General features: G+C 59.2%; 12 protein-coding genes. 11 read left to right on the forward strand and 1 reads right to left on the reverse strand.

Annotated features, from left to right (window positions below):
• A partial coding sequence (locus tag ACSQ3I_RS19120; protein ID WP_436001583.1) for a hypothetical protein occupies positions 1-353 on the forward strand: 353 nt, incomplete at its 5' end.
• A gap of 31 nt (positions 354-384) precedes the next feature.
• Here ACSQ3I_RS19120 and ACSQ3I_RS19125 read toward each other — a convergent pair.
• Positions 385-630 (reverse strand): helix-turn-helix domain-containing protein, encoded by a 246-nt coding sequence (locus ACSQ3I_RS19125; protein WP_436001584.1) that lies wholly within the window; start codon positions 628-630, stop codon positions 385-387.
• Between the two features lie 205 nt (positions 631-835).
• Between ACSQ3I_RS19125 and ACSQ3I_RS19130 the strand changes: the two genes are divergently transcribed.
• From ACSQ3I_RS19130 to ACSQ3I_RS19175, 10 genes are all read left to right on the forward strand, one after another.
• Positions 836-1279 (forward strand): hypothetical protein, encoded by a 444-nt coding sequence (locus tag ACSQ3I_RS19130; RefSeq protein ID WP_436001585.1) that lies wholly within the window; start codon positions 836-838, stop codon positions 1277-1279.
• Entirely contained in the window at positions 1276-2727 is a 1452-nt protein-coding gene (locus tag ACSQ3I_RS19135) for a helicase HerA-like domain-containing protein (RefSeq protein WP_436001586.1), read from the forward strand. The genes ACSQ3I_RS19130 and ACSQ3I_RS19135 overlap by 4 nt, the downstream gene beginning before the upstream one ends.
• Positions 2728-2964: 237 nt before the next feature.
• Positions 2965-3186: a helix-turn-helix transcriptional regulator gene (locus ACSQ3I_RS19140; RefSeq protein ID WP_436001587.1), complete on the forward strand. Its 222-nt coding sequence runs from the start codon at positions 2965-2967 to the stop codon at positions 3184-3186.
• Between the two features lie 124 nt (positions 3187-3310).
• Positions 3311-3805, forward strand: a complete 495-nt coding sequence (locus tag ACSQ3I_RS19145) for a hypothetical protein (RefSeq protein ID WP_436001588.1) — start codon at positions 3311-3313, stop codon at positions 3803-3805.
• Positions 3802-5733 (forward strand): bifunctional DNA primase/polymerase, encoded by a 1932-nt coding sequence (locus tag ACSQ3I_RS19150; RefSeq protein WP_436001589.1) that lies wholly within the window; start codon positions 3802-3804, stop codon positions 5731-5733. Before ACSQ3I_RS19145 ends, ACSQ3I_RS19150 begins: the two co-directional genes overlap by 4 nt.
• Before the next feature lie 2329 nt (positions 5734-8062).
• The gene (locus ACSQ3I_RS19155; RefSeq protein WP_436001590.1) at positions 8063-10276 is read left to right on the forward strand and encodes a hypothetical protein; all 2214 of its coding nucleotides are present in this window, start codon (positions 8063-8065) and stop codon (positions 10274-10276) included.
• Complete coding sequence (locus ACSQ3I_RS19160; RefSeq protein WP_436001591.1) at positions 10276-10461, forward strand: hypothetical protein; 186 nt, start codon at positions 10276-10278, stop codon at positions 10459-10461. Before ACSQ3I_RS19155 ends, ACSQ3I_RS19160 begins: the two co-directional genes overlap by 1 nt.
• Before the next feature lie 29 nt (positions 10462-10490).
• A complete protein-coding gene (locus ACSQ3I_RS19165; protein WP_436001592.1) occupies positions 10491-11567 on the forward strand; it encodes a S49 family peptidase in 1077 nt (358 codons plus the stop codon).
• Positions 11568-11569: 2 nt separating this feature from the next.
• A complete protein-coding gene (locus tag ACSQ3I_RS19170; RefSeq protein ID WP_436001593.1) occupies positions 11570-12556 on the forward strand; it encodes a hypothetical protein in 987 nt (328 codons plus the stop codon).
• Positions 12557-12656: 100 nt separating this feature from the next.
• The gene (locus ACSQ3I_RS19175) at positions 12657-12827 is read left to right on the forward strand and encodes a hypothetical protein (RefSeq protein WP_436001594.1); all 171 of its coding nucleotides are present in this window, start codon (positions 12657-12659) and stop codon (positions 12825-12827) included.
• Positions 12828-12936 lie beyond the last annotated feature (109 nt).

Here is a 12936-nt window from a genome sequence, read left to right on the forward strand (position 1 = left end):
AAATGGTCGGGGTCGAACTCCCGGCCTTAAAAGTCGCAAACGGTTCCGAACCGACACTGCTCCCCGACCATTACAGGGAATGGAAACAAAAGTGGGAGGTGGCTAGAAACGCAACGCAAAAGCAAAACGAACGCGCCACAGAGGCTGAAATGGTCTCTGAGACCTTGCAAGATATTCCGGTGCCAATGAGCCCAAGTGTCAGAAAATTCGCTGAGCGCTATGAGAAGCTGGTAAGCTCGCCTCGATTGTTCGAGCAGCATTTCAAGGCTAACCGTGAGTTTCTGAAAAAAGCCGGCATTTCACCGTTTACTGAAAGCGGTGCCGACGACGATCAAAAGGATGACCGCGAATAGCGTACCTGGCGGTCAAGTCGATCGGGCTTTCCTACTCGTCTACCGCCGGCACCTTGGCGCGGACGCCGGGCCCATTGCCATCATCGGGCAAAAACGTACAGCCGGCCGCTTCAAGAGCACTCACAACGGCTTGGATGTGCCGGATATTACCCGACACTGTTGCACGCGCCTCCATCCGCTTCACCGTCTCAACCGACACACCCGCCTTTTCGGCGAGCTCTATTTGTTTCCAGTTAAGCAATGCCCGCGCGGCCCGCACCTGACCTGCTTCAACCATTTTTATCCCCCAAAAAGTTATACCTAGTATCACAATTGACACTCAGAGAGTCAATTTAGTATCTTTCAAGAGTGGCGGGGCCACATTGAGTCGGTCGATGTATTTCGTACCCTAACCGTCTTTCTATCACCATGAACCTTCAGGCTACCAGCTCATCGAGTTGGTGACGGGATATTCTGCGCTCGAAATTGGGGACAAGTACACAATGAACGCTATGGCGATTAAACTGAACGAGCGGGGCGCGATTGCCTTTGGAAACCTCAAAATGTGCGTTTCCGGAGTCTACGGTTCTCAGCGGTCACCAGCCACGGCCGAGTCATTCGCATGCCGACTGGCGGATGACTGGAGCTTTTTGCAGCCGCGGCATATTTTTGTCGGCTACAACGGCCAGACTTGGTCGCGACGCCTGCAACCTCTCGGGGACGTTTTGGACTGTTTTTGCAAGGAAAATGGCGTTACCCTAATAAAAGTGGCCACTGCCAGGTTCCAATCCAGAGTTGCTGGTCATCCGAGCACGAAAAATGAGCTATTCGCTCTGTTAAAAAATGCCGGGCCGCGGAGCATCCACGAGGCCGACGTTATGGCCCTTCTCGAATTCGGTTGTAGCTATCTGGCCGACCTGGCCGCAGCGGGAGGTTTGAAGCAATGACTGACTCCATCCACATCGGCCGCACGCCCACCGGAAAGCCAATTGCGCTGCCGCTCCGATTTGGCAATCGCCATGGTCTTGTGACGGGCGCCACCGGCACCGGCAAGACGGTGACGCTCCAGGCGCTCGCCGAGGGCTTTTCGAAAGCGGGCGTTCCCGTCTTCGCCGCCGACGTCAAAGGCGATCTGTCCGGCATCGCGGCCTACGGCGATCCGCAATCGACAGCCGCACAGCGCCACGGTGCCTTCCAGCCTCACCGATGCCCCGTGACCTTGTGGGACATCTTTGGCGACCACGGCCTGCCGATCCGCACATCGGTGCAGGCCCTTGGCCCCGAATTGCTGGCCTCGATGCTCCGTATCAACGAAACACAGCACGGCGCGCTGGCCATCGCCTTCCGCCGCGCCCGCGACAATCAGGAATTCATCCTCACCCTGGACGACCTGCGCTGGCACCTCAACGAAATGATCGACCTGCGCGAAGACATCTGCAGGCTCTACGGCAATGTCACGGCAGCATCGATCGCCGCCATCCAGCGCTCAATCCTCGCCCTCGAGGCACAAGGCGGGCACCACCTCTTTGGCGAGCCGCCGTTCCGCATCGCGGATTTTCTCCGCACCGAAAACGGCCAGGGGGTGGTCAATCTGCTGCATGCCGACCGATTGATGGAAGCCCCAAAGCTCTACGCAACCTTCCTCTTGTGGCTGCTCACTGAGCTCTTTCGGGAGTTGCCCGAAGTCGGCGACCTCGACAAACCGAAGCTGATTTTCTTTTTCGATGAATCGCACCTGCTTTTCAACGAGGCGCCGAAACCGCTGCTACAGCAGATCGAGCGGCTTGTCCGGCTTGTCCGGTCGAAAGGCATGGGCGTGTTCTTCGTCAGCCAGTCGCCAGCCGATATCCCCGACACGGTCCTGGCCCAGCTCGGCAATCGCGTGCAGCACGCCTTGCGGGCCTACGCGCCGCGGGACCAGAAACTGATCAAGGCCGCCGTTCAGGCCTTCCGACCGAACAAGGAGGTTGACGTCAAGTCCGAAATCATCGGCATGGGCATTGGCGAAGCGCTCGTCTCCGTCATGCTGGACGATGGGATTCCGTCACCTGTCGAGAAGGTCCGCATCACGCCGCCGCAGTCGCAGGTCGGGCCGATTTCCAATCTCGAGCGAGACATGCTGACCGCCGGCAATCCGCTGCGCCTCACCTACCCGGCCAGCGTCGATGCCAAGGCGATGCAGCGGCAATTCACCGATCGAATGCGAAACCTGCATGGCCTGGCGCCGATCCAATGGAGCGATGAGGCATGGCCGGAAGACGGCTGGAAGCAATTCCTTCCGAACATCGTCCCTCGGCCGGCGCAGGTCGCCAGGCCATGGCGCCGTCAGCTGGCGCAATCGGTCTGCTGCCTGGCGGTCGCCGTCGGCTGCTTTTGGTGGATCGGATTGTTTTAGGGATGTTGCGATTTGCCGGGTTTGCAGGATCCTCGATCGCACACAAGATGTGGGTCGCCTTCTCAAATTGTGCAGCATTTTCAGACGTTAACTTTTGCTTAATGCTACATCTTGATACTGCATGCACACAGATAATACGGTCTTGAGTCCTGTCCATCCGCCCCAATGTTCGCAGCTCGGTTTGGAACAGGTCGTTCGGCGTGATACAAATTTTTACAACTTAACCGGAGACCCAAAATGGCTGAATGGTTATCGATTGACGAAACTGCAGAACTGACCCGGTGCTCGCGGGCGACGATAAATCGCCGTCGTACCGATCCTGATTTTCCCCTTCCGTTCGCAGTCGGCGGGCGGGTGTATTTCGTTCGGGAAGATGTGGTCGCCTGGATGGCCAAAAAGCAAAACGCGCCGCGCCGACAGAGGATCCACCGGGACATTGGTGACAAGGTAGCCGCCTGACCAAGATGCGCAGGTTTTACTAAACATAAAAAAAACCCGGTCGCGGATGGCGGCCGGGTTTTTACTTGTAACCTAAAACTATTGCCTTATGCGCTGCAACGCTAACGGCAATGAAGGAATTCTGATGCAGGAACTTACTACACGTTTTCTTCTGTCGTCGCAAGGGGTTCAGCCACAAAATCTGGGAGAAGCGGCGGACCATTTTGTCTCGATGCTGGATTACAAAGCCCTCTGGCCCTGCCCTTGGGACAGCTGCTTGCCAGTGAGGGTTCTAATCGAAGACCGGGACCGGCGTTGCCACGCGAGCCGCGGAGCCCGCTTCCACCCTGATGGCCTCGCTGAGGCGTTCAAGGTGGCAGAAACTGTCGTTGCAGTTCTTTATCGCCGCCCCCTGCAAGTTGAGCCACTCGGCCACTGGCGTGCGTCAAACGAGCACACGTCGGCAATTGACGACATCTTAGCGACCTCTCAGTTCGCAGTGTTTATCAAGACCACCAACGACAGGTTGAGCTACTGGGCACAAATGGCGCGAACGCACGCACCGGCAAGCTGCGTATTTCAGTATACCGACCTCGACGGTGTTTCCGAAATCATCTCCCGCCGGAGGGCGGCGGCATGAGGGAAACGAAACAAACTCCGGGCAAGCTCGCCAACGCTCTCGCCCTCGCGGAACAGGGGTTCCGCATTTTCCCGCTGTCGCCCCGTTCCAAGAAGCCGCCGCGCGACTTCGCCTGGAAAGAGGAGGCGACCACCGACCCCGATCGCATTCGCGAGTGGTGGAAAGCCGACGCGAATTACAACGTCGGTGTGGCCACCGGCGGTGGTACGATCGTCGTCGATGCCGACACCAAGGAAGGCGCACCTGGACTCGCCAGCCTCGAAATGCTCGAGCTGGCTTGCGGGATGCCGAAGTCGTTTCGCGTCCAGACGCCGTCGGGCGGCATGCACGTCTACCTGCGCGTTGATCAGACCCATCGCAACCGCGTCCATTCGATCCCCGATTACCCCGGCATCGATATCCGCTCGGACAACGGCTATGTCGTCGGGCCCGGCTCGGTAGTCGACGGCAAGCCCTACGTCGCGATTCCCGGCGCGATCGAACCGGCCGGCGCCGAGGTCGAGGCCGCCCTCCTGGCCAACGCGCCGACGCACACCGTCGCCGACAGCAAAGCGCCAGCCGTTGAGCTTGATTTGCCCGCCCATGTCGAGCTGGCAAAGGAATACCTCGTCAACCGGGCGCCGGAGGCCGTGGAAGGCGCCGGCGGCAACGAGACGACCTACACCGTCGCCGCACGTTGTCGCGAATATGGCCTCACACAGGAGGCAACTCTCGAAATAATGCTTGAGCACTGGAACGAGACGAAAGCCTTTCCCGCCTGGCTGCCGGCCGACCTGCAAACTGTCGTGGCCAACGCCTATCGGTACGCCACAGGATCGTGGGGTGGCGGGATGGCTGTTGCGGAATTCGACGTGGTCGATCTGGGGGAACCTGTAAAGCGGTTGCTTCATAACGCACAGGTCACAGCAGGCGCCGCGGCTCGCGGGATGCCGAAGGGTGTCCTCGATTATTCTGCGATGGAAAGTTTGGTGACCCCAGAATGGTTGATCGACGGGTTGATCATGGAGAACCGGTCATCGCTCTGGTTCGGCAAGTCGAACGCGTTCAAATCTTTCCTCGCTATCGACGCCGCACTGTCAGTTGCGACCGGCCGGCCTTGGCACGGCCACCGGGTTAAGCAGGGCCGCGTGCTTTACGTCGCAACAGAAGGCGCGTTTGGCGTCGGCAAGCTCCGTGTACCCGGCTGGTACGAGCACCACGGTGTGCCGCGAGAAGAACGCGGCGCCTTCTTCATCGACACCAACGACAACATGCTCGACGACCCCAACGCCTACCGCTTGCTCGCCGATCGCTGCCGGCTACTAAGTGTCGATCTCCTGGTCCTCGACATCTTCGGCGGCACTATGAAAGGGACAGAGGTAGAAGACACCACGGCCAGGGCTTGGGTCAGGAACATGGTCAAGCTGCTCGGTGAAGGCATTACGGTCTTGACGGTGGCGCACACCGGTTGGGGCGACCACACGCGGGCCCGCATGCACACCCATTTCTGGGGCTCGTTCGACAGCCGCATCAAAATTGAAGGCGACAAGGACAAGTTGACGAGCGTGGCCAGCATCGATCGCCACAAGGACTCAGACAGTCGCGGGAAGTGGTCTTTTAAGCTGCAACCAAGCCACGACACCCTCGTTCCGGAATTCGACACGGCCGCGACCTCTATAAAGCCTCCGCCGACTGGCCAGGCCAGGGTCGCACTTTCTATATTGGAAAAAGCGATCGCCGAAAACGGAACGGCCCCAGATTGGGTCGGTGGTCCGGAGGGCAATGTCCTCCCGATCAAGGAATGGCGAAGAGCTTGCAACGGCTCCCTCTCGGCAGGTCGCGGCGAAAGTGCGCATCGGAACGCTTTCAAACGCGCGACAGACGAGCTCATCAGCGCCGGTCATGTTGAGAACTACGGCGAATTCGTCTGGGTTTCAGCGGTTTTTTAGGACCGCACACACCGCACATGAGCGCACATTGGGTAGGCGGCAGCGATGTCGCCTATTTTGATGTGAGAATAACCCGGCGGCGCAAGTCGCACATGAACCGCACATATTTGCGCCGCAAATCCGACCTCTATAAACATCTGAAAATGTTTAGTATTTCGAGATTCATCCCCAAACCGCACACAATCGCACATGACCGCACATTTCGCATATTGTGCGAAGGGCCGTAGCCGGCAGAGACCGCACGTACACGCACATGTCCCTATAGACATGTGCGTATGTGCGCTGCCCGGCGTGTTTATTCTGAGCGAATATAAAAATCGTTTTCAGCGATCAGCGACTGGCCCGAGTCGCTGGTTCGCAGGAATGCTCCGGGCCGAACGGAGTCCCAGTACGGTGCCAGCTATCTGAAGACCGGCGAAATCGTTTCAAGCGGGCAAGCAGCGCCAAAAGCCTGGCCCGGTCGTCGCGCAGTAGTGCGGTCTCCGAACGGGCTCAACAAGTGGCGTCTGCCCAACCTCGCGGCCGATCTCTCGACTGCCTGAAGACGGCAATGGCGGACGCGGGCACACCCAGGTCGACGCGCCCTCCGGGGGACTTGGTTGAGTCGCACACCTGTGGTCTGGTCACGGCAATGGCTCGCCTCACTGCGCAGGTGCGCGCAGGCCCACCCGCTTTGCGAGCCACAGGCGGGCACTGGCACGCGCACACCGCGGTCGGGCCTATCGGTCATGTCAAATCCGTTATGCTCTCTGCGAGCCGCCCCGCCCCGCTCTACCCCGCTATGAAGAACGTCTAGGGACCGTATGCACGCCCCGCCGCCCGCGAGGCGCGGCCTCTCGGTGTCTCGCCGAATTTATTTTTTTTCTAGGGGGGTCATCACCCCAAATGCGATTTATTTATTAAATTCAGCGCGTTGCTCACTTCCGAGGGCAAATTTGCATCGATAACGGCAGGATTTCCCGTCCACGGCGGGTTCTGGCGGCGGAGGCGACGAAAACGGCATTTGCGATTTTTCCCGCTGAAATAACCCCGCTCGCTAGGGGTTAAGGTTTATTCGCAGAAATTCACGAGGCGTGGGCCGCTCCGGCTTGTTTTACGATTTTCGTTGACTTTGGCGGTCACACTTTGGCACCATATCGACGCGATTATGTCAGGCCCCATGGCCGGTCGCTGATCAAAGATAGAGATGTGACGCACCACTCCGCCCTGATCCGGCCGAGGCGTCCAAAGCAACCCCGACTTTATCAAATCAGCGAGCATGAAATGTACATCGGAGCACGCGCCGTCCCGACCGACGACGGCTATTTTGGCGAATATCGACTGTCACGAAAGTCTGATTGGCAACGCGTCCGGGCGAACGATCGCGACGTCGTTTTCAGCCACTATCGAGAGGCCGCCGCGGTAGCCTCCCGTGTCGGACAGGATCGTCACGCCGCCGAAAATCATCACCTGGCCGAAAGTGCAACAGCGTGGGGGCGCCAAGGTGGCCGAATGATAAGGCCGCGATGATAGGGTTCCTCGTAGGACAAGGTTTCGCCCCCGCCGCGATTGCCGAAATTCTCGACGATGGCACCTCCGCCCACACGATTGCAAACATGCAGCGCCGATGGCGCCTGTCCGTTGGCGGTGGAAAGGACTACCTAGATCTGTGTCTCCCCCTTGGGAGCCGCCGGAAAGCGGATCTCGCGGAGCTTGCACGGAAACTGGACGTGACGCCGGCCGAGGTCGTTCGCCGTGTTCTGGCAGCTTTTCTCGACGGGCATGACGTTGAGGTGGCTGATCGGCCCAAGAGTTTATCCCCAACCACCTAGGAAAACGAGAAAGAACGATGGATTTCGAAGCGCGATCGGTGGTCCGTATGGGCGGCCACTACGGTGAGTTTCGCCTTTCCCCGCATTCCAGTTGGCGCCGCGTAAAATTTCGCGGGCGGGATGCTATTTTTGCGAGTGCTTACGAGGCCGAGGCGCAAGCGTGGCGTGCGGCTAGGGATTTGGCCAGCCCGCGCGTGCGCTCGGAATGTTACGACCTGCAGCCGTCGGCACGCGAAACTGCCGACCAGCTTTTCCGACCAGCGGCGGCAACGAGGAAGTACCAACCATAACATGAGCCTACAATGTCAGCCGAACTGTCAATGAAGGCCGGTTTCAATGTTCGCAGCCCCAGCAGCACAGCAAACGCCGGCTGCGTCGAGACCATCGCCGTGACACATCATGACACAGGATGGACTCGCATGATGTAGAATGACCTAAGTATCTGATTATATTGAATATTATTTGATTTTTAAGGTTCATTATGCTACATTCATCAAAGTTTTTTGAGGAATGTAGGTTTGGCAAAAACACTCATCGGTCAGCTCATCTTTCGTCTTCGTACGGAAGGTCTGGGCGAGGCGCAGAAGGTCACTGATGCCATGCGCCAGGTGGAAGCCGCCAGCATGCGACTGGCAAAGTCCGGTTCGACGCCATGGGGCGTCGGCTTCCAGCGCCAGTTGGACAAGCTGAAGCTCTCTGCGCAGGAGATGAAAGAGGTTGAGCGGTCGTGGATTCACCTCCACGACACGATGAAGTCGCGAAACATGGCCGACGCGCTTCAAAAGAACTCGATCGCACATTGGAAAACGAACACCGTCTCGGTCTTGGCTCAAGGCCGCGCCGAAATGGATCGCCATTTCCAGGAGGCGGAAAAATCTGCTCGCAGCCACGCCAACCGGATGAGGGACATTCTGAAGCCAGGCTTAGCGATGCTGGGCGCGTACACCGCGCCCTATCTCATCGGAAGTCTAAGCTCAGAAGCACTTTCCGCTTCGTCCGAACGCCGTCGCGAAATCTTCCGTCAGCGCATGGCCGGCATCCCTGAGAAGGATCGCGGTCAGCTCTTCGATCGCTCGGAGGAGCTCGGCAAAAAATATCCGTCTATCCCGATCACCGGCATCATGGAGATGTCGCGAAGCGCCTACAGCGTGATGGGCAACACCGAACGGGCGAACGCCATCTTGGAGAAGATGGTGGAATCGCTCGTCGTCATGCAGAGCGCCCGCGGCCCCGACGCCGCTGGCCAACAGCTGATCGGCCTGATCCGCGGTCTCGACAACCTCGGCATCAACAAAGACGGACAGGTCGGCATCGACGACGTCATGAAAATGATCGACGCAGCTACCCGTGCTGCGCAGGTCGATCCCGATTTTGACCCCGCGACATTTTTCGAATTCGCGAAATCCACGAAAACGGCCGGCCCGGCACTTTCGCTGGACTTCTTGGCACGTGCGCCCACCTACATCCAAGACGGCACCAGCGGCAACGCATTGGCCATGGCCTTCCGAGCCTTCGCGCTGGAGGCAGTTGGCTCCGCCGGCGGCAAGAAGTACCTCGCGGAACGCGATCGACTTGGGATCCGGCAAAACGGCAAACTGGTCGATGGTGGGATGTTCGGTGCGAACCCCGATGAATGGGTTCTGAAATATCTGATTCCGGCTCTTCAGAAAGACGGCGTGGATCTGAGCGATAACACGGCGGTATCGGTCGCCATCGGCAAATTGTCCGGCAACACGACGGCGACGGGTTTCATAACCCGCATCGTTACGCAACGGGCGCAAGTCGAGCGCTGGCTCAAGATGATGGACGAAGCAATGGGCACCGGCGCCGCGAAGGACGTGCGCGCCGAAGACCCGTTTGTGGGCTGGGAGTCGTTCAAGAAATCGCTGGAAAACTTGTCGGCGGCGCTTACGCCGATCGATACGATCAACGCCGGCTTGAACAGCCTGGCCAACGGCATCAACGCTCTTTCGGCTGTCGCCAAAGACAATCCCGCGCTTGCGGCGCTCGGCATGGGCGTTGCCGGCGCCGGGCTGTACGGCGGCGGTAAATTCGCCCTCGGCGCACTGGCCGACGTGTTCGGCTTGAAGTCCAGCGCTATTGCGCTTGACGGATCTGCGGCAGCCCTGACCCGCGCCGCCATAGCCCTCGGCGGCTCGGCGGTGACTGACGGCACTCCGGACCTGAAGAAGGGTGCGAAAGGCGGGTGGGCCAAGCTCAGCGGCGTTGCTGCGGTCAGCATCATGGGCGCATGGGCGCTGCTCACGCAGGGGCTGGGCGACACACCCGGCGAAACGTTCGACGACCAGGTCAAGAACCAGAAGCAGTACCGGGAATTCATCGAACGGTTGTTCGGCATCGGCAACTCGACAAACCCTGCGGGCACGCCGGAAGTTCAGAGCGGCCTGGCCCTCGACAACGCTCGCCGTTCGCGAGAGGCCGGCCTGCCAGCGTCTACCGACACGATGCCCGGAAAGACTGCGGATGACCTGGATATTGGTCGCGGGGCAATTGAGGCGTCTCGGGCGGCTGGCCAGGAAATCCAGCAGAACCTGACGGTAACAGCTTCGCCGATAGTGGATACCGCGTCCATGGAGCGCGCCCTTGGCATCGCCCGCGCACTCAAAAACGAGATCGTTTCCGCAGGCGCCGCGGCCTCACGCATCGATCGCAACGTGGGCGCCGAGATGCGCCGCAATTTCGCCGATACCAGCGGCGGTGGAGGTTTCTAATGCTCGCCGCCCTAACGATTTTGTCGTCCCTGGTTGCGGCTACTTTGGCCGGCAACTTGCTGCGCCCCTCGAACGAGGGTTGGCAAACAAAGTCCGGCGCCGCTGTTTTCGCGATCGCGGCGTTTTCATTGCTTTTCCTTGCGCTTCACGCGCTGCTCGGAGTTTTCGGAGGTCTGGTAATTTGATCCGGTCCACGCACGGAATTCCATTTGCAATGTTGTCTGAAGAGCTCGAGGCGCTGTCGATCGCAATTGGCGGCGCTAAGCTCGTAGAAAGCCGCCTCCCCCATAAAGTTGCGGGTGGCGAACGGCTTGGCATCGATGACGGCGTCGGAAAACTTTATGCCCGCGGCCCGCTGTTCAAGAAGAAATCATGGCTGACTGACGCATTCGGGTATGCGACGTACGAGCAACTGAGCCGCGACCTTCAGGTCGCCCTCGACAAGAAGGAAGTCGAGTCCATCCTGATTTATGTGGATTCGCCCGGCGGCGAGGCCAGCGGCTGCGACGAGCTCGCGGAGGCGATATTTGCGGCTCGAAAGGTCAAACCAGTTGCAGCGTACGTCTCGGGGATGGCGTGTTCTGCGGCGTTCTGGCTGGCCAGCGCGGCCGGGAAAATAACCGCGTCAGAATCCTCGATCATCGGCAGCGTGGGGGTTATCCTGAGTGTCGAAGACCGGACGAAAGCCGACGCGATGCGAGGCGTTAAAACTGTGCAATTCGTCTCGTCGCAGTCACCTGGGAAGCGACCGGATTTGAATTCCGACACCGGCCGCGCAAGACTGCAGAAAATGGTTGACGATCTTGCAGACGTGTTTGTCGCGGCCGTTGCGAAGCATCGCAACATCACAGCCGCTGACGTTGCGAAGTGGAGCGGCGGTGTTGAAATCGGACGGCGGGCGCAGGCCGCTGGCATGATCGATGCTATCGGACTGGTCGAAGACGCCGAGCGCGGCCTTAGAAAGGCACCGATCCCGATCTCGACAAAACTGCCCGCCAAGCCGGTGGCGACAGCCCATCGGATAGTAGTTTCGCCGCCTCCCCTGGCCCCGCAGCTTTCGGTCGCCGAACGGGCTCGTGTTGAAGCCGCAGCCAAAGCCGAGGCCGCAGAACTCGCCCGAATTCGCGAGATTTTCAGGACAATCGCAAGTGCGGAGACTGCTTCGTACTACGCCTACGACACCCGCATGTCTGCAGCAGAGGCAAGAGCCGATTTGGAAAGAAAGGCCATCGAAAAAGGATGGCAACTGGCAGCACAAAACGCAAATCGAGCATTTTTTGGAGACAGCTGAACATGGATCTCGAACATTTCATCCCCGCCCGCCGCGGTCGCCCGCCGAAAGTGAAGGACGAGGGAAACCGTTTAACCGCACTAGAGCAGGCGATGCAGCAGCCTTTGCCGCCGGAAATTTTCGAGGCCGCGAAAACCCTCGTTGCTGCGTACGAGGTTGTGGACGCCCTGGTCGGGGAATATCGCAAAGTCAGCGAAAGCGCACGTATCCCTCCGGATATCCGGCAGAAAAACGCAGAACGCGCGTATGAACAGGCTCGTGATTTCGCCGGCTATGCGCGCGATGTCTTGGTGGACGCGAGGCGCGAGCTTCGCGACAAGCTTCAGGAATTCACCGAAATCAAGACGGCGATGTTCGCTGACCGCCGGAAAAAAGAGCTGGAAGCGGCAGTTGCTGCAGCGCAGAAGTCTGTTTCTGATCGGGAAGCAGACGTTCAACGCGCGCATGAGCGCCAAGAGGCCGCAAGGATTGCACGCGACCTCGCCAGCGTCGACCCCGTTGCAGCAGCACAAGCGGCGCTCGTCAGCGCGCTTACGCGTCGTGAGGCCGCCGCCATGGGCGCGGAGGCGGACAACGTGCCGTCGCTTGCGGAAATCGAGAAGCTGCAGGCGGCACTCGACAGTGCAAAAAAGTTCAACGATACATCGATCGAGTTACGAGTGGAGGCGCTCAAAAGCGAAATACTGCGCCAAGCTGAAAAAGTGCGAGTTGCACACACGGCGCTGTTAGAGCGCCTGCACCCTTTTCGCGAAAAATGGCTTGAAGCGGCTAATACTCAGATTGCCGAAGCCGCCACAATGCTTGCGCAAACCCAACAGTTGGCGGAATTGTTCAACGGTTACGCGGGTGTCCCCGCGCCCTTCCAGCATGCGCGCCTCGGCGGCGCTGGTACAGCTACTGGCGACCCAACCCTGAAGGGTGCCGAAGATGTCCTCAGCGTTTTCGCCACCATTCGCGCCGGCACGCAGCGGCTCAACCCATACCTTTAATTATTCACCCGTCACTTTAAGGCGCGACACCTGGCGAGCCGCCGGCCCAAGAAAAGGTCGGCGGCTCGCATCAAACCCGACATTCTTCGTGGAACCCTAAATGACTCGCCCCGCCCTCATCAAAAAATCGGACCTCATGCGCGCCGCCGAGGCCGCGAAGCAGTCCGGCTGCCGTGTCGAGTTCAGGATCGGCGACACGACCATCGCAATCATTCCAGAAGATCTCTCGAGACGCGACGACGGTATTGAATATGGACGGCCGATTCTGTGAATATGAGGGTATGCCCAGAAAAACCTTCCCTTACGTCCATAAACAGCTGACCCGCCACGGGCGGTGGGTCTTCTATTTTCGCCAAGGGAAAGGGAAGCGTACGCGCCTC

It is taken from the genome of Rhizobium sp. LjRoot30, from assembly GCF_964253915.1.
Lineage (GTDB): Bacteria > Pseudomonadota > Alphaproteobacteria > Rhizobiales > Rhizobiaceae > Metarhizobium.

Bases quoted from the DNA above. Each gene is read 5' to 3' on its own strand.
- ACSQ3I_RS19170 (WP_436001593.1), top strand. From the start codon at position 11,570: ATGGATCTCGAACATTTCATCCCCGCCCGCCGCGGTCGCCCGCCGAAA.
- ACSQ3I_RS19140 (WP_436001587.1), top strand. From the start codon at position 2,965: ATGGCTGAATGGTTATCGATTGACGAAACTGCAGAACTGACCCGGTGC.
- ACSQ3I_RS19125 (WP_436001584.1), bottom strand. From the start codon at position 630: ATGGTTGAAGCAGGTCAGGTGCGGGCCGCGCGGGCATTGCTTAACTGG.
- ACSQ3I_RS19130 (WP_436001585.1), top strand. From the start codon at position 836: ATGAACGCTATGGCGATTAAACTGAACGAGCGGGGCGCGATTGCCTTT.
- ACSQ3I_RS19145 (WP_436001588.1), top strand. From the start codon at position 3,311: ATGCAGGAACTTACTACACGTTTTCTTCTGTCGTCGCAAGGGGTTCAG.
- ACSQ3I_RS19160 (WP_436001591.1), top strand. From the start codon at position 10,276: ATGCTCGCCGCCCTAACGATTTTGTCGTCCCTGGTTGCGGCTACTTTG.
- ACSQ3I_RS19175 (WP_436001594.1), top strand. From the start codon at position 12,657: ATGACTCGCCCCGCCCTCATCAAAAAATCGGACCTCATGCGCGCCGCC.
- ACSQ3I_RS19165 (WP_436001592.1), top strand. From the start codon at position 10,491: ATGTTGTCTGAAGAGCTCGAGGCGCTGTCGATCGCAATTGGCGGCGCT.
- ACSQ3I_RS19135 (WP_436001586.1), top strand. From the start codon at position 1,276: ATGACTGACTCCATCCACATCGGCCGCACGCCCACCGGAAAGCCAATT.
- ACSQ3I_RS19150 (WP_436001589.1), top strand. From the start codon at position 3,802: ATGAGGGAAACGAAACAAACTCCGGGCAAGCTCGCCAACGCTCTCGCC.